Annotated in this window: 17 protein-coding genes and 2 pseudogenes; 5 read left to right on the plus strand and 14 right to left on the minus strand. The window is 70.7% G+C overall.

Annotated features, from left to right (window positions below; genetic code table 11):
• The first annotated feature begins 69 nt into the window (after window positions 1-69).
• Window positions 70-1245 carry a hypothetical protein gene (locus ODJ79_RS27940; RefSeq protein WP_263026567.1) on the plus strand — a complete coding sequence of 392 codons (1176 nt, stop codon included), beginning with the start codon at window positions 70-72 and terminating at the stop codon, window positions 1243-1245.
• Window positions 1246-1420: 175 nt separating this feature from the next.
• Window positions 1421-2155 (plus strand): hypothetical protein, encoded by a 735-nt coding sequence (locus tag ODJ79_RS27945; protein ID WP_263026568.1) that lies wholly within the window; start codon window positions 1421-1423, stop codon window positions 2153-2155.
• Between the two features lie 51 nt (window positions 2156-2206).
• Here the strand turns inward: ODJ79_RS27945 and ODJ79_RS27950 are convergent, their stop codons facing one another.
• From ODJ79_RS27950 to ODJ79_RS27960, 3 genes are all read right to left on the minus strand, one after another.
• Window positions 2207-3910 (minus strand): SulP family inorganic anion transporter, encoded by a 1704-nt coding sequence (locus ODJ79_RS27950; RefSeq protein ID WP_263026569.1) that lies wholly within the window; start codon window positions 3908-3910, stop codon window positions 2207-2209.
• The gene (locus ODJ79_RS27955; protein WP_263026570.1) at window positions 3907-4857 is read right to left on the minus strand and encodes a phosphatase PAP2 family protein; all 951 of its coding nucleotides are present in this window, start codon (window positions 4855-4857) and stop codon (window positions 3907-3909) included. Before ODJ79_RS27955 ends, ODJ79_RS27950 begins: the two co-directional genes overlap by 4 nt.
• Before the next feature lie 109 nt (window positions 4858-4966).
• Window positions 4967-5239, minus strand: a complete 273-nt coding sequence (locus ODJ79_RS27960; RefSeq protein ID WP_263026571.1) for a hypothetical protein — start codon at window positions 5237-5239, stop codon at window positions 4967-4969.
• On the opposite strand from ODJ79_RS27960, the gene ODJ79_RS27965 reads away from it, so the two are divergent.
• Window positions 5226-6119, plus strand: coding sequence for a hypothetical protein (locus ODJ79_RS27965; protein ID WP_263026572.1), 894 nt, complete (start codon window positions 5226-5228; stop codon window positions 6117-6119). The two genes, ODJ79_RS27960 and ODJ79_RS27965, sit on opposite strands and share 14 nt — an antisense overlap.
• A 202-nt stretch (window positions 6120-6321) precedes the next feature.
• On the opposite strand, the gene pcaC is transcribed toward ODJ79_RS27965, so the two are convergent.
• The 5 genes and pseudogenes from pcaC to pcaH all read right to left on the minus strand — a co-directional run bounded on the left by pcaC (window position 6322) and on the right by pcaH (window position 9950).
• Window positions 6322-6669 (minus strand): 4-carboxymuconolactone decarboxylase, encoded by a 348-nt coding sequence (pcaC, locus tag ODJ79_RS47205; protein WP_411267378.1) that lies wholly within the window; start codon window positions 6667-6669, stop codon window positions 6322-6324.
• A 72-nt stretch (window positions 6670-6741) separates the two neighbouring features.
• Window positions 6742-7464: pseudogene (locus ODJ79_RS47210) on the minus strand (alpha/beta fold hydrolase); the annotation flags it as partial.
• 43 nt (window positions 7465-7507) lie between these two features.
• Window positions 7508-8650 carry a lyase family protein gene (locus ODJ79_RS27975; protein ID WP_263026574.1) on the minus strand — a complete coding sequence of 381 codons (1143 nt, stop codon included), beginning with the start codon at window positions 8648-8650 and terminating at the stop codon, window positions 7508-7510.
• The gene (pcaG, locus tag ODJ79_RS27980; protein WP_263026575.1) at window positions 8647-9207 is read right to left on the minus strand and encodes a protocatechuate 3,4-dioxygenase subunit alpha; all 561 of its coding nucleotides are present in this window, start codon (window positions 9205-9207) and stop codon (window positions 8647-8649) included. Before pcaG ends, ODJ79_RS27975 begins: the two co-directional genes overlap by 4 nt.
• Window positions 9204-9950 carry a protocatechuate 3,4-dioxygenase subunit beta gene (pcaH, locus tag ODJ79_RS27985; protein ID WP_263026576.1) on the minus strand — a complete coding sequence of 249 codons (747 nt, stop codon included), beginning with the start codon at window positions 9948-9950 and terminating at the stop codon, window positions 9204-9206. The genes pcaG and pcaH overlap by 4 nt, the downstream gene beginning before the upstream one ends.
• Before the next feature lie 86 nt (window positions 9951-10036).
• Here pcaH and ODJ79_RS27990 point away from each other — a divergent pair, with 86 nt between their 5' ends.
• A complete protein-coding gene (locus ODJ79_RS27990) occupies window positions 10037-10789 on the plus strand; it encodes an IclR family transcriptional regulator (protein WP_263026577.1) in 753 nt (250 codons plus the stop codon).
• Between the two features lie 39 nt (window positions 10790-10828).
• Complete coding sequence (locus ODJ79_RS27995; RefSeq protein ID WP_263026578.1) at window positions 10829-11986, plus strand: 4-hydroxybenzoate 3-monooxygenase; 1158 nt, start codon at window positions 10829-10831, stop codon at window positions 11984-11986.
• Between the two features lie 123 nt (window positions 11987-12109).
• On the opposite strand, the gene ODJ79_RS28000 is transcribed toward ODJ79_RS27995, so the two are convergent.
• The 6 genes and pseudogenes from ODJ79_RS28000 to ODJ79_RS47215 all read right to left on the minus strand — a co-directional run.
• A complete protein-coding gene (locus ODJ79_RS28000; RefSeq protein WP_263026579.1) occupies window positions 12110-13465 on the minus strand; it encodes a PHB depolymerase family esterase in 1356 nt (451 codons plus the stop codon).
• A 168-nt stretch (window positions 13466-13633) separates the two neighbouring features.
• Window positions 13634-15040, minus strand: a complete 1407-nt coding sequence (locus ODJ79_RS28005) for an endo-1,4-beta-xylanase (protein WP_263026580.1) — start codon at window positions 15038-15040, stop codon at window positions 13634-13636.
• 303 nt (window positions 15041-15343) lie between these two features.
• On the minus strand, window positions 15344-15901 hold the full coding sequence (locus tag ODJ79_RS28010) for a hypothetical protein (RefSeq protein ID WP_263026581.1): 558 nt from the start codon (window positions 15899-15901) through the stop codon (window positions 15344-15346).
• A 60-nt stretch (window positions 15902-15961) separates the two neighbouring features.
• Window positions 15962-16489, minus strand: coding sequence for an AAA family ATPase (locus tag ODJ79_RS28015; RefSeq protein ID WP_263026582.1), 528 nt, complete (start codon window positions 16487-16489; stop codon window positions 15962-15964).
• A gap of 141 nt (window positions 16490-16630) precedes the next feature.
• Window positions 16631-17377 (minus strand): MFS transporter, encoded by a 747-nt coding sequence (locus tag ODJ79_RS28020; RefSeq protein ID WP_411267377.1) that lies wholly within the window; start codon window positions 17375-17377, stop codon window positions 16631-16633.
• 23 nt (window positions 17378-17400) lie between these two features.
• Window positions 17401-17922 (minus strand): annotated as a pseudogene (locus ODJ79_RS47215) (MFS transporter); the annotation flags it as partial.
• Window positions 17923-17955: the final 33 nt, after the last annotated feature.

The raw sequence follows: 17955 nt of genomic DNA on the forward strand, positions 1-17955 counted from the left end.
AATCCGGACGCCGCCGGGTCGCCGAGCATCGCCTCGTGTTGGCGGCGGCTCGGCCGGTAGGGTGCCCGGGTGACTACGGATCCGCTCGATTTCGACTGGTCGGCGCTGAGTCACGCGTACGGGCCGGCCACCGATCTGCCCGGCCTGCTGCGGGCCCTGCGCTCGCCGGAGCAGCAGCGTAGAGCCGGAGCCGCGGAGCAATTTCGTGCCCGGGCGCTGCATCAGGGTTCCCTCTATCCGGCTGCTGCGGCCGCGGTGCCATACCTGATTGAGTTGCTCGCCGACGACAGCGCCCCGGACCGTACGCTCGGTCACGAACTGCTGGCCGCGATCCTGCCCGAGCAGGAACTGGATCGATTGTCCGGCATTCGCCCCCATCGGCTCGGTCCCCGGCTCCACGAACTCGCCGAGCAGCGCAGCGACTGGTATCTGGCACGACGGCCGGAGTGGCTGCGGCACGGCGGATACCGACGTCCGGAGATCGATCCGGTGTACCGGCAGGCGTACGAGGCGGTCCGTGCCGGTGTGCCGACGTACCTGCGGCTGCTCGGCGACGCCGACCGCGACGCCCGGGGCCTGAGCGCCCACCTGCTCAGCTTCTTTCCGGAGACTGGGCCGCAGACAACACCGGCGATCATCGCCCGTCTGGCTGTCGAGCCGGATCCGGTCGTCGGTTCCTTCCTCTGCCTCACCGCGGGCACGATCGGCGATCCGGACGACGCGGACCTGGTCGCCGCCGTGACCCGCTGGCGCGACCAGCCGGGCAGGATCAACCGCTGGACCGTGCTGATGGGACTGGTCCGGCTGACCGAGACACCGGACCCGGGCATGCTCGAGCAACTATGCGACTGCCTGTTCCACGGCCCCGAGAACCTCTACGGCTGGGCGTTCCACCAGGAGGACCCGGCTCTGGCTGCCGCCGTCGCCCTCGGTGACCTGCCAGCGCGCTGCCTTCCCGGCCTCGCCGCCATGCTGCTCGACCGGCTGGCGGCCGGCGGCGAGGACATGAGCCGCTTCATGTACGCCGTGCAACTACTGTTCAGTCTGGTCTTCCCGGACGGCCCACTGCCCGACGGGGCATCGCCAGCCGATCTTTCGACGCAGCAGTACGCGGCCGCTCACGCCGTCCTGCAGAGCGGCCTCATTGAGGATGTCGCCGTCGCGCGTCTGCTCCGGGAGTGCAATCTTCCTGGCGACGAGGCGACCCTCCGCTCATGGTGCCCAACCCCGCCGGCAACGACGTAGCCCCGGGGCGGACCTGGCCTGTGCAAGGCAACCGGTCGCCCGCGGTAACCAGCCAGGGCGCTGACGCATCCCGCGAGCTTCGCATCGAGCATCACCATCTCGGCCGGTGGCGGCCGTCGATACTATCGCCGCCATGGAGGGCAGAGTCCGGAGTCACCGACGCGAACCCGGCTTGATGACGTTGATCGTCGTCTGCGCCGTGATTCTGGTGGTTTGCCTCCTGTGCGCCGCGGTGCCGCTGGCCTTCGCCGACTTTTCGCGCCGTCGACCGTTGGGATGGCCGCTGACGACGGCCCTCTGCGGGCTGCTTCTGACGACCTTCGTCCTACGGGACCTCTTGCGGAAACGTCGGCTTGCCCGCGTTCGCAGGGACTTCGACCGGTGGCAGGCCACCTCCGGCTGGATCCCTGGCCGCGTCGACCGCATCTGGCCGTGGACCAATCACATCCGGGCGCCCGGCATGGTGACCGTGACGTTCGCTTTCGACCGCGACCTCGGCGGCCTCCCGGTCACCGTCGGTGAGCTTTCATGGATCGACGACGGGCTTGGTGACGCCACCGACCGATGGAAGGGCCGCGGCATCTTCACCGTCGTGCGACTTCCTGGGTCACCGCCGGATTTCGCCGTGCGACGCTACCGCACGGTCTATCGGCAGCGCGCCGGCGAGGACGAGTTCCGGCGCCGGTTCCGAACGATTTTCAACGACACGGTGAACGCCGACCGCCTCGATCACGAGGAACTGAGAAAGGCCCATGTGAACAACGAAATACCGCCGTGGACTCTTCTGGACGGCGAGTTGTTCACCATTGTGTCGATGGACGAGCCAACGACGCCGGCGGCGATGGAGTCAGCCGCCTCCGATGCACTGCGAGTCGCAGAGCTGATCGGTCTACGATCCTCATCGGCATGAGGGTGCACACGCAGTAGTTCGGGCTTGCACTGGCAAGTGGGAGGACAGACGCTAGCGGGTCCACTCCGCGCCGGTCTCCCGGCGGTAGGCGGCCACCGCGTCCTCGACCGTCGGGAAGAAGTGCTCCGGATCGATCGTCCGGGTCAGCTGATACCGCTCGATCTTCTCCTGCACCGGGCTCTTCATCTCGGCGAAGACCAGGCTGATCCCCCGGGCGTTCAGCTCCTCGTCGAGCTCCTCGAGGGTGTCCGCGGCCGTCGTGTCGACGTCGGTGATCGGCTCGGCGGCAATGATGATCCACTTCAGGTCGGGGTCGTCGGCCATGAAGCCGCGGATCCGGTCCCGGAAGGTCCGCGCGTTGGCGAAGATGAGCGGCGCGTCGAACCGGAACAGCAGCAGGCCGGGCAGCCGCTGCGCCTCCCGGTGGACGCTGATGTCGTGGTACCCGCTGATGCCGTCGGGCCGTCCGAGGACCGCCTGGTAGGGCCACCACAACCGGCGGAACACGTTCAGCACCGACAGGCCGACCGCGACCGCGATGCCGGGCAGCACGCCGAGGATCGCCACCCCGAGGAACGCGGCAACGCCCAGGCTGAACTCGACCCGCCGGCGCCTCCACAGGTCCACCATGCCCGGTATGTCGGCCAGCGACAGCGCCGCCGCGATCACCACCGCGGCCAGGGTCGGCTGCGGCAGGTCCCTCAGCAGGCCGGGCACGAACAGCAGCATCAGGCTGATCGACACCGCCCCGACCACCCCGGTGACCTGGGTGCGGGCGCCCGACTGCTCGGCCACCGCGGTACGCGACCCGCTGGTGCTGACCGGGAAGCCCTGGAAGAACGAGGCCGCGATGTTGGCCGCGCCGATGCCGACCATCTCCTGGTTGCCGCGTACCTCCTGCCCGGTGCGGGCGGCGAACGCGGAGGCCGTGGAGATCGTGTCGGTCAGCGACACCAGCGCGATGCCGAGCGCACCGGCGGCGATCGTGCCGAGATCCTTCAGGTCGACGGACGGGACGGTGAACGGCGGGAAGCCCCGCGGCAGCGCCCCGACCAGGTCCACCCCGCGATCCTCGAGCCCGAACACGGCGACGGCCGCGATCGAGAGCACGACCGCGATCAGCACGCCCGGCACCTTCGGCAGCCAGACCCGCAGCGCCAGGATCACGGCGAGCCCGAAGACGCCGATGGCCAGCGCGGCCGGCACCGTCTTGCCGTCCGCGACGCCCTGGAAGAAGCCCTTGGCCTCGGGGATCAGCCCGTCGCCCTCGACCGAGAAGCCGAACAGCTTGGGCAGCTGGCCGATCAGGATGGTCAGCGCGAGGCCGTTCAGGTAGCCGAGCTGGGTGGGGCGCGACAGCAGGTCGGCCAGGAAGCCGAGCTTCGCCACGCCAGCCAGCACGAGCAGGATCCCGACCACCAGGCCGAGGGTGGAGGCGAGCGCGACCGCCTCGGCCGGGCCCGCGCCGGCGGCGAGCCCGCCGACGACCACCGTGGCGATCATCGGCCCGAGCGAGGAGTCCGGCCCGAGCACCAGGATCCGGGATGGGCCGAAGACCGCGTAGGCGAGCAGGCAGAGGATCGACGTGTACAGCCCGGTGATCGCCGGCAGGCCCGCCAGCTCGGCGTACGCCATTCCCTGCGGCACGAGCAGGGTGGTCAGCACCACGCCAGCCACCAGGTCGCGGGGCAGCCAAGCGGCCTGGTACGTGGTGACCGTCCGGATGCCCGGTATCCAGCCACGAATGTCGATCACAGGCCGAAACTACGCGGAACTTCGGCTGCGCGACCCACCCCCTCCGGGTGGGTTTTCGTCGAGTACGCCGTGGGCGCCGGCTCGTCGCGCCGTTGCTCGGGGAGGACCGGCCGATAGACGCCGAGCCCGGGGAAGGGCGGCAGGGCCGGGATCTCGTGGACGAGGGCCGGGCGCGGGGCGGCCGCGACGGCGATGGCCGGACGTGGGGCGGGAACGACGGCGGTGGCCGGGCGCGGGGCGGGCGCGACGGCCGGCGGCCGCGACAGCGGCGTCACCACCGCGAGCACCAGCGCGACCAGGGTCACCGCCGCGATCGCGTCCAGCCAGTAGTGGTTGCCGGTGACCACCACGACCAGCAGCGTCACCACCGGGTGGGCCGCCCACAGCCACCGCCACCGCGACCGGGTCGCCGCGATCATCGCGATCGCCACGGTCAGAGCCCAGCCCACGTGCAGCGACGGCATCGCCGCGTACTGGTTGCTCAGCGTGTCGGTCGACGGCGCCCCATACACCGACGGCCCGTAGAGGTGCCCGGTGTCCACCATGCCCGCCGAGGTCAGCATGCGCGGCGGGGCCAGCGGGAACAACGAGTGGATCAGCAGGGCGAACGCGGTGAGCGAGGCCAGGCTCCGGCGGAACCAGAGGTAGATCCCGGGCCGCCTCCGGTAGAGCCAGACGAGCGCGGCGGCGGTGGCCGGGAAATGCACGTACGCGTAGAAGCTGTTGGCCGCCCGGATCCACCAGAGGTGCCCGAGCAGCGCGGCCTGCAACGACTCCTCGCTGGGCAGGTGCACCAGCCGCTCGAAGTCCCAGACGTCGCGCGCGTTGGTGAGCGCCGCCCCGACGTGCCCCTCGACCAGGACACGACCGAGTTTGTACGCGAGGAACAGCACCGCCACGAGCAGGAGCTCGCGCAGGGCACGCCGTGCCGCGGGTTTCCCCCTCATGGACGCCTCCCCCGTGGTCCGGGGTCAAGCGTCCGCCAGATCTTGCCCAGTGAGCAATGTTGATCGCATGAGAGTCACCTCACGTTCTCAGGACGACCTCAGGTGCGCGTCATCGGACGGCGTTCGGGTTGATCGGCGAGCCGACCGCCCCGGTGATCGGCAGCGGCGCGGCGGTGAGCCAGAAGTCGTACACGTGCTCGGCGACGCAGTCGGCGGCCAGGGCGTCCGGGTCCCACATCTCGCCGATGAAGAGCCCGATGTGCGGGATCGCCACCCGGCGCAGCGGCTGGAATACCTCGTCGAACTCGTTCGGCCGGACCTCGAAGCCCCAGGTGTCGGTGGCGATTTCGCGATCGCCACCGCGGCCGGTGGCCGCATTCAAGGCCGCCGCCGGTGGGCTGCAGCCGGCGCTCGGCGTGCTCGGGGCGCTCTCGGCCGCGCTGGCCGTCGTCGCGTTCCTGGTGGTGCCGCGGACGTCCGCCCCGCTCGATTTGAGCCCATTTTCTCAAGCCGAGCGCGAAGCGGCTGAACGGAAACCGAATTGCCGCCATTCCCGCTCGTTTCCCCGGCCTGACCTTTTTGCAACCTGGCTCACAACGCCCACGTCGCCGGTCAGGTCCGGGATGATTTGCGAGAAATTCTCTAATGCTGAGTGGTCTCCGAGCATCCTCGGTCGACCGCCCTTCGAACGGAGGCTGTACGTGAACCGGCTATTGTTTCGCCTTGGCATCACCGGGGTTTGCGCCGTCGCCGCCGGCATGTTACTTGCCGCACCGGCCCAGGCCGCCCCTTCCGCCCCGCAGGCCGCCGGCCTATACCAGGTGATTGGCGGGAAAAGTCAGCCGAATTCCGCAAGCGCCCGGCTACAGAACTCCGGATTGTCAGCCACATCGACAATCTGGCAACGTCAGCTGATATTGGACGACGAATACGTACTGGACCTTGGCCGGTACCACATTCCCGGCGATGACGACGCGGGATGCGGAGGCTGGCCCCCGGAGTGTTGGTTAACGCACTATTACTACTACGTCGAGTTGAGGGCTCCGGGAGATATCGAGCAGGAGGCTTGGGATCGGATATCGCAGTACGTGCGGTGCGTCGTCAATGAGGCTGGTCTCGCGCTCATTGTGTCCACCATCGCGACCGGCGGGACATCCGTTCCGGTGTTCGTGGCTGCCTTCACCGTCGCGGCCAACGATTGCGGGAACGTCACCCTGGAAGAGATGGCGCGTGCGTACGTCAACATTCGCCACGACACATAGCGGAACGGCTGAAATCTCCGGGGGCCGGACCAGCATTGTTCCGGTCCCCACCCCGCTCTGGCCGAGCGGGAGAGTCAGCGCGCCGAACGCCGTTCTTCGTCACCGTGACAATCATTAGCACCGGCGGGGTGGGACGTCCCAGCACGACCGCCGACGTGCGAACCTCGGGTGGCGGTCTGCCGCCCGCGCGGGGCATTGCCGATCAGGCCGTGTCGTCGAGGACCTGCTGGGCGATCCGGAACGCGGTGTTCGCGGCCGGTACCCCGCAGTAGATCGCGGCCTGCAGCAGCACTTCCTTGATCTCGTCGTCGGTGAGCCCGTTGCGCCGCGCGGCGCGCACGTGCATGGCCAGCTCCTCCTGGTGGCCGAGGGCCACCAGCGCGGTCAGGGTGATCATCGATCTGCTGCGGCGGTCCAGGCCGGGGCGGGTCCAGATCTCCCCCCACGCGTACGCCGTGATCAGCTCCTGAAAATCGCGGGTGAACGGCGTCGTCCCGGCCACGGCCCGGTCCACGTGCTCGTCGCCGAGCACCGCGCGCCGCACGGCCATCCCGGCGGTCCGCACGTCGTCGACCGTCCGCCGCCCGGCGAAGTGCCGGTCGATCAGTCCGGCCACCTCGGCGGGACTCTCCGCGGGGGCCAGGTGGGCCACGCCGTCGAGCACGACGAGCCGGCCGTTGCGCACGCCTTCGGCGATCAGCGCTAGCCCATCCGGCGGCGTGGGCTGGTCCGCGGCGCCCGCGACGGCGAGAACGGGCGCGGTGATCTCGGGGAGCCGATCGCGTACGTCGAAGGTCGCCAAGGCCTCGCACACCAGGGCGTAACTCTCCGGATCGGCGGCGCGCAGCGCGGCCAGTAGTTCCTCGGCGATGTCGGGCTCACGCTCGGCAAACCCGGGGGCGAACCACCGCTGGACCGAGCCGGCCAGCACGGCCTGGACGCCGTCGGCGCGGACCGTCTCGGCGCGCTGCCGCCATCCCGTCGCCTCGCCGATCTTGGCGCCGGTGCAGAGCACGACCGCCGCCTCCACCCGGTCCGGGGCGTCGAGCAGCAGTTGCAGCCCCACCGCGCCGCCGATCGAGTCGCCGGCGTAGCGGAAGGCCGCACCGGGGCGGATCCGGTCGACCAGCTCGAGAACGCTCCTGCCCAGCCCCGGAACGCCGAAACCGGCATGGGCCGGCGCGCTGCGGCCATGCCCGGGCAGGTCCCAGCCGACCACGTGGTGATCCCCGTCGAGCCGGGCGACGCAGCGGGACCAGAGCGCCTCGACCGAGGTGCCGAGCGAGGGCCCGAGCACCAGCAAAGGGCGGCCGGGAGCGTCCCGCAGCGTGGTCGCGGTCAGCATGGCTCTCCCTCCGGGCGGCCGGCGGCGTGGAAGACACGGGAAGTCACGGCTTTCCTTCCGCACGGGCGAGAGCGGCGTCGATCAGCTGGTCGTTCGCGCCGAGATAGGGCAGTTCGCCGCCGATTTTGCGCCGCTCGGCGTCCACCCCGGGATAGGCGGCGGCCAGTGTGGTGGCCATCCGATCGGCGTGCACGACCAGGCCCGAGACGAGCTCGGTGGTCTGCTCGGCGGCCACCACGGTGCGGCGGGAGAGCGTGCGCAGCGTGGCCCACTCGACGTGCCAGGCGCCGTCCGGGCGCTCGTCGATCGCGGTGGCCGCGGCCAGGTGCATGGTCGCGGCCAGCGGCGGAGCAGCCAGGGCGGCCCGGCGGATCAGCACGGACAGGACCGGGTTCCGTTTGTTCGGCATCGCCGACGATCCGCCCCGGCCCTCGGTGACCGGTTCGGACAGTTCGCCGATCTCCGGCCGGCTCGCCAGCAGCACGTCGTTGGCCACCTTGCCCCAGGCGTCGGTGCAGGTGACGAACGCGTCGGCGATCCGGGTGAAGGGCGCCCGCGCGGTGTGCCACGGCGGCCGATCCCGCAACCCGAGCAGCCGGGCCGCGGCGCCGACCAGGCCGAGGGCGGACTCCGGCGAGCCGGCGATGGCACTGGGCGCGGCGAGCGTGCCGGCCGCGCCGCCGATCTGAACCGGCAGGTCGGCGGCGGCGGCGAGCGTCTCCCGGGCGTCGAGGACCGCGTTGAGCCAGGTGGCCGCCTTGAGACCGAACGTGGTCGGGATCGCGTGCTGGGTGAGGGTGCGCGCGACCATCCTCGTCCGGCGGTGCCGATCGGCGAGACGCGCCAGGGCGTACACCTGCTGGTCCAGGTTTTGCCTGGTTTTGGCGGTCACCGATCGCAGGCAGAGCACCAGTGCGGTATCGAGCACGTCCTGGCTGGTCAGTCCGGTGTGCAGGTGGTCGGCGACCGCCGGGTTCCGCGATCGGAGCACGCCGAGAAGCGGAATGACCGGGTTGCCGCCGCCCTCCTCGTGGAGCTCGCCGAGGTCCGCGATCCCGGAGAGCTGCGGCGCGAACCCGCGCGCCGCCAGCCAGGCCGACTCGACCGCCACCATGGCCGCGACGACACTCTCGTCAGTGAACAGGTCACCGGCGCGAGCGTCCCCCGGCCACAGCAGGTCGGTCATGCCCAGACGCCGCGGTGTTTCGGGAAGCTGAGGAACACCGTCTCGCGCGGGCCCTGCAGGTGGATGTCGAAGGCCAGTCCCTGCTCGTCCCGGGTGGCGATCAGCGAGCCGCGCCGATCGGCATCGACCGCGTCGAGCAGCGGATCGGCCCCGGCCACCTCGGGATCGGGCAGGTACGCCCGGGTGAACAGCCGATCGAGCAGCCCGCGCGCGAAAACGGTCACCGCGAAGAACGGCGGCCGGCCCGGCCGGGTCGGGCCCGGCTCGAGCGTGGTGAACCAGTAGTGCCCGTCCGGATCGGTTGCGGCCCGGCCGAACCCGGTGAACGTCCAGCCGTCGCGCCGGATCGATCCGGGGACCCGGCACATCTTGCCGTCCGGGTCGGCCTGCCAGATCTCGACCAGCGCGTCCGGCACCGGCACGCCGTCGCCGTCGAACACGCGCCCGTGCAGCCGGATCGCCCCGGCCCGGCCCGGCGGCACCAGCTCGTTCCCGCCCGGGTACGGAAGCCCGATGTGGAAGAAAGGCCCCACGGTCTGTCCGGGCGCCGCGCTCATGAGGGCTCCTCGAGGTCGGCGTCGAGCGGGGTGCGATGGGTGCCGGTCAGCACGATGTCCCAACGGTAGCCGAGGCTGAACTCCGGGCTGGTCAGGTCGTGCTCATAGGTCGCGATCAGCATCTGGCGCGCCTTCGGGTCGGTCACCGACTGGAAGATCGGGTCGAGCGGGAAGAGCGGGTCACCCGGGAAGTACATCTGGGTCACCAGGCGCTGGGTGAAGTCGGTGCCGAACAGCGAGAAGTGGATGTGCGCCGGCCGCCACGCGTTGAGGTGGTTGCGCCACGGGTACGGCCCGGGCTGGACGGTGGTGAACTTGTACCACCCGTCGGCGTCGGTCAGGCAGCGTCCCTGCCCGGTGAAGTTCGGGTCGAGCGGAGCCGGGTGCTGGTCGCGCAGGTGCGCGTACCGGCCGGCGGCGTTCGCCTGCCAGATCTCCACCAGTTGGTGCGCCACCGGCCGGCCGTCGCCGTCCAGCACCCGGCCGCCCACGGTGATCCGCGAGCCGAGCGGCTCGCCCGCGTGCTGGATGGTCAGGTCGGCCTCGGCCTCGGCCACGTCGGTGTGCCCGAAGCAGGGCGCCCACAGCTCGACGCCCTCGGGGTCGACCGGCTGCAACGCCTTGGTGGGATGGCGCAGGATGCTGCTGCGATAGGCCGGGTAGTCGAGGCGCGGCTGGCGGTCGTGCCCGCCGTCCTGGCCCGCCTGGATCTCGCGGCTGATGTCCGCCTGGGTGGTCGTCACCGGACCGACGCTATTCGCCCGGACCGCCGGGCGCGATACTGGCCTTCCATTCACCGGAAACACAGCCACCCACCGGAAGGCCGACCATGTCCGCCAGCGTCACCTCGCGCGCCCTCGACCTGCTCGGGGCGTTCGACCCGGACCACCGCAGCCTCACGCTCAGCGCCCTCGCCCGGCGCGCCGGGCTGCCGCTGGCCACCGCGCACCGGCTGGTCGGCGAGTTGCACCGGTGGGGCGCCCTGGCCCGGCTGGACTCCGGCGAGTACGTGATCGGCCGCCGGCTGTGGGACCTCGGGCTGCTCGCCCCGGTGCAGGCCGGGTTGCGCCAGGCGGCCTCGCCGTTCCTGCACGACCTGTACGGCGCGACCCTGGCCACGGTGCATCTGGCGGTCCGCGACGGCGCCGAGGTGCTGTACATCGACCGGCTCTCCGGGCACGAGTCGGTGCCGGTCGTCAGCAAGATCGGGTCACGGCTGCCGATGCACGCGACCGGCGTGGGCAAGGTCCTGCTCGCGTACGGGCCGGACGAGGTGCTCGCCGAGGTGCTGGGCAACCTGACCCGGGTCACCGCGTACACGATCACCCAGCCCGCCCGCCTGCTCGAGCAGATCCGCCGGGTCCGCGTCGAGGGTTACGCGACCACCGGCGAGGAGATGAGCCTGGGCGCCTGCTCGGTGGCGGTTCCGGTGCGCGGGGCCACCGGCGAGGTGGTGGCGGCGCTCGGCATCGTGGTGCCGGAGCTGCGGCGGGACAAGGCCCGCCTGGTCTCGGCGCTGCAGGTGGCGGCGCAGGGCATCACGCGTACGCTGACCGACTCCACTTCCACTCAATGGAAATAGAGGGTTGCCGGTGACACTCGGCACGGGTTGGCTGATGGCATGCGTACCCAGGTCGCCATCATCGGCGCGGGCCCCGCCGGCCTGCTGCTCGCCCACCTGCTCACCCGCAGCGGCGTCGACTCCGTGGTCCTCGAGACCCGCTCCCAGGAGTACGTCGCGGCCCGGATCCGGGCCGGCATCCTCGAGCAGTCGAGCGTCGACCTGCTCACCGAGGTGGGCCTCGGCGAGCGGTTGCGAGCGGAAGGCCACGAGCACCGGGGCATCTACCTGAACTGGCCGGGCGAACGGCACCACCTCGACTTCGTCGACCTCACCGGCCGTACGGTGTGGGTGTATGGCCAGACCGAGGTGCAGAAGGACCTGGTCGCGGCCGGCACCGCCGAGGTTCGCTACGAGGTCACCGAGGTCGCGCTGCACGACGTCGAGAGCGATCGGCCGTCGGTGACCTACCTCGATCGCGACGGGACCCGGCAGCAACTGGACGCCGACGTGATCGCCGGCTGCGACGGTTCGTTCGGGCCGAGCCGCAACGCCGTGCCGGCGGCGACGTTCGAGCGCACCTATCCGTACTCCTGGCTCGGCATCCTGGCCGACGTCGCGCCCTCCACCGACGAGCTGATCTACGCCTGGCACCCGAACGGGTTCGCCCTGCATTCGATGCGCTCCCCCACGGTCAGCCGCCTCTACCTGCAGGTGCCCAACGGCACCGACCCCGCTTCCTGGTCCGACGACCGGATCTGGACGGAGCTGGCGCTGCGCCTCGGCCACGGGCACGACGGCTGGAAGCTCACCCCCGGGCCGATCACCGACAAGAGCGTGCTGCCGATGCGCAGCTACGTGCAGACGCCGATGCGGCACGGCAATCTCTTCCTGGCCGGGGACGCCGCGCACATCGTGCCGCCGACCGGCGCCAAGGGACTCAACCTGGCGATCGCCGACGTGGCGCTGCTGTCCCGGGCGCTGGTCGCCCGCTTCGCCGCGCAGGATCGCACGCTGGTCGACTCGTACTCCGACGACGCTCTTCGCCGCGTCTGGCGGTGCACGCATTTCTCCTGGTGGATGACGACGATGCTGCACGTCGGCGACGATCCGTTCGACGCCCAGTTGCAGCTCTCCCAGCTGCGCTGGGTCACGTCCTCCCCGGCCGGGGCGACCGGTCTGGCCGAGAACTACGCGGGCCTGCCGATCGGTTTCTAGCCCGTTTCTCGCGACCCGTCAGGCAGGAAAGCGTCTTTCTCGCGACCCGTCAGGCAGGAAAGCGTCGCCGCGGAGTTTGGAACCCCGCGGCGACGCCGGTACCCGATCGGGCGGTGGCCCCGATCAGGCGGTGGTGCAAGCCGTGCCGTTGAGCGCATACCCGGTCGGTGCGCCGCTGTTGCCGGTGTGCGTGGCCTGGAAGCCGATCGTGGTCGATCCGCCCGCCGCGAGCGCGCCGTTGTACGACATGTTCGTGGCCGTGACCTGCCCGGACGTCGGGCTGTAGGTGGCGTTCCAGCCGCTGGTGATGGTCTGGCCGGAGGGCAGCGTGAAGGTCAGCCGCCAGCCGTTGAGCGCGGTCGAGCTGGTGTTGGTGATGGTGAGGTTCGCGGTCAGGCCGGTGTTCCACGCGCTGACCTGCGACGTCACCTTGCACGCGCCACCGGTCGGCGGGGTCGTCGGCGGAGTGGTGGGCGGGGTGGTCGGCGGAGTGGTGGGCGGCGTTGTCGGCGGGGTCGTGGGCGGCGACGTCGGCGTGGTGCCGTCGAGGCCGAAGAACGAGATCGCCATCTTCGCCTGGCCGGAGAGCGGCAGCGAATGACCGACGCCGGCGACGCTGATCCCCTCGACCGGCGCCTGGGTCGTGTTCGAACCGTATCGGGTCCGGGTCCACCCGGACTGCGGCGTGTCAGTGGCGACCGGGGTCTGGCTCACGCCGAGCACGTTGGTCCACTGCTTGATCTCTTCGCCGAAGTTGTTGTAGTTCAGCGTCGTGTCGGCGGTGCCGTGGAACAGTTGCATGCGCGGGCGTGCGCCGGAGTAGCCCGGGTACGAGCCGCGGGCCGCGTCGCCCCACTGCTGAGCGGTCTTGCTCACCTGACCGTTCGCGCACGCGCTGCTCCAGCCGGCCTGGTTCGCCGGGTTGCTCGGGTCTCCCGCACTCGCGGCGAAGCAGGTGTCGGGAACACCCATGAAGGCCGCCCCGGCCGCGAAGACATCCGGGTAGTCGGCGAGCATCACGTTGGTCATCATGGCGCCGGAGGACGCACCGGTCACGAACGTACGCGCGGTGTTGGTGTGGTAGGTGTTCTGCACGTACTTGACCATCGAGACGATGCCGACCGGATCGCTGTTTCCGTTGTGCGTCAGGGCGCCCGAGGACGAGACGTCCCAGCACGATCCCGATCGGACGGTGGACGGGTAGATGACGATGAAGCCGTACTGGTCGGCGAGCGAGTGGAACTCGGTGCCGGAGTAGAACGCCGGGCCGGAGCCGGTGCAGTAGTGCAGGGCGACCAGCAGCCCCGGGTTCGCGGCGAGCCGGTCGGGCACGTAGAGGTACATCCGGATGCCGGTCGGGTTGGTCCCGAAACCGGTCACTTCCTGCAGCGAAGCCGCGGCGGCGGGGGAGGCCGGGAGGGCCACCAGCCCGAGGATGACCGCTGCGGCCGCGGCGAAGCTGGCGAGCAGTTTCTTCATGGTGAGGTCCTTCGGGAGCGTCTTCGGTGGGGGCGGTGCGGACGGGACGCGGGAGGTCGGCGAGGGCGGTGCGACGACGCGGCCAGGGGACGCGGCAGGTCGGCGAGGACGGTGGGACGACGCGGCCAGGGGACGCCGGACGGGAGGCATCCCCTAGCCGCGTCCGGCTCAGCGAGCGGTACAGGCGGGCGTGCCGGACGGACCCGTTCCGGTTCCCTGGAAACCGAACTCGGTGTACGCGCCGGCCCCGACCGAGCCGTTGTAGCTGACGTTGGTGAAGCTCACCGAGCCGCTGCTACCACTGGCAGTGGCGTTCCAGGTGTTGGTGACGGCGGCCCCGCTGGGCAGGGTCAGCGCGACGGTCCAGCCCTTGAGCGCGGTCGAGCCTGCGGCCACCCGGATCGTGGCCACGAAACCACCGTTCCATTGGTTGAGCGAGACGGTGGCGCTGCAGCCCGAGCCGGTCGGCGGGGTGGTCGGAACCGAGGTGGGCGGCGTCGTGGGCGGCGTCGTCCCCTCGGTCGTGGGCGGCGTCGTGGGCGGGGTGGTCGTCCCGCCCGCGTTGAGCGCGTTCAACGTGGAGTCGTACGCGGCCTTCTTGTTGCCGTTGCCGTCGAACAGCAGCGGCGTGTCGCCGGAACGCCACGAGTCCGAGTCGCGGATGCCCCAGACGGTGATGCCGTTGCAGCGGCTCACCGCGAGACAGGCACGAACCACGCTTGCGTACGTGTTGGCCTGCGCGGTGCCCGACCCGGCGATGTCCAGCTCGGTGATCTGCACGTCGACCCCGAGATCGGCGAACCGCTGGAGGTTCGACTGGTAGTCGCTGGGCAGCGGCGACGCCGAGTTGATGTGCGACTGGAAACCGACGCAGTCGATCGGGACGCCGCGCGACTTGAAGTCCTTGACCATGTTGTAGATGGCGGTCGACTTCGCGTTGACGCCGTCGGTGTTGTAGTCGTTGTAGCAGAGCTTGGCGCCCGAGTCGGCGGCGCGCGCGGCCTTGAACGCGGCCTCGATCCAGTCGTTGCCGGTGGCCTGCAGGTTGGACTGGCGCCGGGAGCCGTCGCCGTTGTCGCTGAACGCCTCGTTCACCACGTCCCAGGAGTAGATCTTGCCCTTGTAGTGGCCGGCGACGTTGGTGATGTGGTTGAGCATCGCGTTGCGCAGCGCGGTGCCGGAGAGGCTCTGCACCCAGCCCGGCTGCTGTGAGTGCCAGGCGAGCGCGTGGCCGCGGATGCGCATGTTGTGCGACTGGGCGTGGCTGACGATCTGATCGGCGCTGCTGTAGGAGAACGAGTTCTGCGAGGGCTCGGTGGCGTCCCACTTCATCTCGTTCTCGGGGGTGACCATGTTGAACTCGCGATCGAGGATCGTCGAGTAGACCGAGTCGCTCAGCTTGTACGCGGCGACGGCGGTGCCGAAGTAGCGGCCGGTGGCGGCCGCCGAGGCGCCGAGCGTGGTGGCCGCTTCGGCATTGCCCGTCGCCATGATCATCGAGCCCGCCGCGGCGAGGAGCGCGGCGGAGGCGGAGAGGGTGGCGGCGAGGACGCGCCGCCGGGGGGAACGGTTCATGATTCCTTCCAGCTGTGCAGGGGGACGGGCGGATGCCGATACAGCAGAAAGTGATCCGGATCGATCGAAACATTAACGCCACGTTCCGGAAATCTCAATACCGTCTTCCTTGCATGCTGATCTTGGGAACGCTCCCATGGCCCGTTTTGCGGGCTTTTATCTGCTATTACGCGGCGCTTTGAACGTCCTCGTGTTCCGGAAGTTTCGGCGGCTGTCCGATTGACACCGTTGACACATGGGAATGAACCGTTTCAGGGTCGACCCATCACCGGCGCCCGCTTGCGCCCCTCGGTCATGTCGCGATCAGGCGGTCTGCGACGTCGATGCCGGTCGTTGCGCCGGCTTCGCGGCGGTGACGGCCGGCCTCGCGAGCGGCCACATCGCGCCCAGGATCAGCAGCGCCGCCAACGGCAACAGGTCGAGGTTGATGCTGATCGCGGTATACCCGGCGAAGAACAGCATCGGGCTCCACACCGGAACCCGCCCGGCGGCGACCTGCAGGCTGAGCAGACCGATCATGCCGAGCACAAACCCGATCGGAACGATCGGTTGCAGCACGTCCGGGAGCGGATAGGTGGCCGCGAACGACCTCGACAGATCACCGATGATCACCCAGATCATGCCGCCGGCCCCGAACACGGCGACCGCCGCCGCCACGAGCGCGGTGCGCCGGCCGAGCGTCGCACGGCGGTACAACGCGACGGCAAGGAGCGCGAACGTCACCATCGACGCGAGAAACGCGAGGTGGCCGACATTCCAGGCGAGGCTGCCCTTGTGGTGGTGCCCGTCCCGCCCGTCGATCCAGCGCAGGACACCGTAGGCCAGCAGGAACAGCGGTGCGGCGAAGGCCATCGATCTCATGGCCCGAGCCTAGGAACCGCCACACCCGAGAAGGCATCGGTGAAGTCCCGGTCCGTCCCCCTAGGGCCGAACCCTGGTGGCGGTTTCGATCAGTTCCGTACGCCGCGCCAGCGCCCCCGGCGGCACCTCCACCAACTCGAAGCCAAGCTCCCGATACGCCCGCTCGTGAATCCGCTCGAAACCGATCGACTGCTCGAAAGTGATCCGCCGCGCGGCCGTAGGTTCCACAAACCCCAGATTGCGTACGAGGAATGCCGTGCGCTCATAACCGTCGACCGCGTCGAGCAGCCCGGCCGGCACGGGCAGTTCGGCGTACCGGCAGAGCGCCAGCGTGCACACCGGCGACCGATCGAAAAAGACCACTTCCGCGCCGTACGCCTCGGCGATCCGTCGCCGCCGCCGCTGCAGGTCGAGAATCCGCTCGGCGAACCCGGCGGTCTCCCACGGCCGAGGGTCGCCGAGCGCCTGCCCGAGCGCGATCACGTCGGTGGCCGCCTCCTCGACGACGGCGTGCCCGTCCGCCTCGAGCTGCCGCAGGATCGCGGTCTTCCCCGATCCGGGCGTGCCGGTGAGGATGTAGGCGCGCATGCCCGCATCGTCCCACCACGACGGTCGGCCTCGCGCGCACCGCGGCGCCTCTGCCCCGCCGATCGGGCGGCAGCGCCCAGTTCCCACGGCCACGACGGGCCACCCGCCCCACTCCCCCCGGCCCGTCACTCGCGCGGGCGTTCACCCTTTCGGCGACAAGGTCGAGGTAGACAAGTCCCGCTCGGCAGCGACCGGTATCACGGCGGCCGCGGCGAGCGGGAACGCGATCGTCGCGGCGAACGCGACGCCGTAGCCAGCCGCGCCGACGACCGTGGCCATGACCGGGACGGTGGCGGTGCCGACCAGGCTCTGGGCGGTGTTCTGCACGCCCATGGCCCGGCCGGCCCAGGCGCCGCCGGCCCGTTCGGCCACCGCGGTGAAGGCCAGCCCATTCGGACTGACGGTCATGATCCCGGCCGCCAGCAACGCGGCCACCGCCGCCGCATCGGGCCCGGCCGACAGCAGCGCTAGCGCGACCGCGATGGCCAGCGCGACGTGGCGCATCGGCCGCAGCCGCGCACCGATCCGATCCGACCACCAGCCGGCCACGAGCCGGGCGAGTGCACCCCCGACCTGGGTCGCCGCGAGCAACCGGCCGGCCTCACCTGCCTGCCAGCCGTGGTCGTCGACCAGGTACACCAGCGCGAACGTCGCCACAGTGACCTGCGGAACGACAAGCAGCGCGCTCGCCGCATGGATCCGCCACAGCACGGCCGTGCGGTAGGGCGAACCGACCCGGCCAACACGCTCCGCACCCTGGCGAGTCGCAGCCGCACCCGTACCCGCACCTGCACCCGCAGCACCCTCGCGAGCCGCACCCGCGACGCGCGCTTCGTCCGCTGCGCCGGCCGTATCGACGGCGCGACCCGAGGGCGCGGCGGCCGGCATCGGCGGGTCACGCGCGACCACCGCGGCTGAAGCGCTCGCGAAAGGCACAACGCCGCCAGGAAACCGAGCGCGAACGACCGGCCCAGCACCGGCAGGGTCAGCGCCGCGATCGCCACTCCCAACGGCAGCGAGGTCTGTCGCAGCCCCATCGCCAACCCCCGCTCGCGGGCCGCGAACCAGCGGAGAATCAGTCGCCCGCTCGACGCCTGCACCGCCCCGCCGGACGCCCCCGCGAGGAAGAGGCAGACGGCGAGCGGAACCATCTCGGTGACGCCCGTGGTGACCAGCAGAACCAGACCGGCCCCGCCCAGACCGATCGTCATCACCCACCGCTCACCCCAGCGGTCGGCGGCCGCGCCCCAGGCGATCAGCGTGACCAGCATCCCGGCGACCGGCGAGGCCGTGACGACGCCGGCCTGGGCGAGCGTGAACCCCTCGGCGCGCAGGGCCGGGATGAGGAACGGCAGCCCGAACTGGACCGCACAGCTCGCGGTCAACGCGACCATCCCCGCCACCAGAACGGCCCACCGCCGCCGATCAGCCATCGCGCTCCCGCCCCATGACCGGACTCTAGGCCG

This window comes from Actinoplanes sp. KI2 (genome assembly GCF_025630775.1).
Classification (GTDB): domain Bacteria; phylum Actinomycetota; class Actinomycetes; order Mycobacteriales; family Micromonosporaceae; genus Actinoplanes.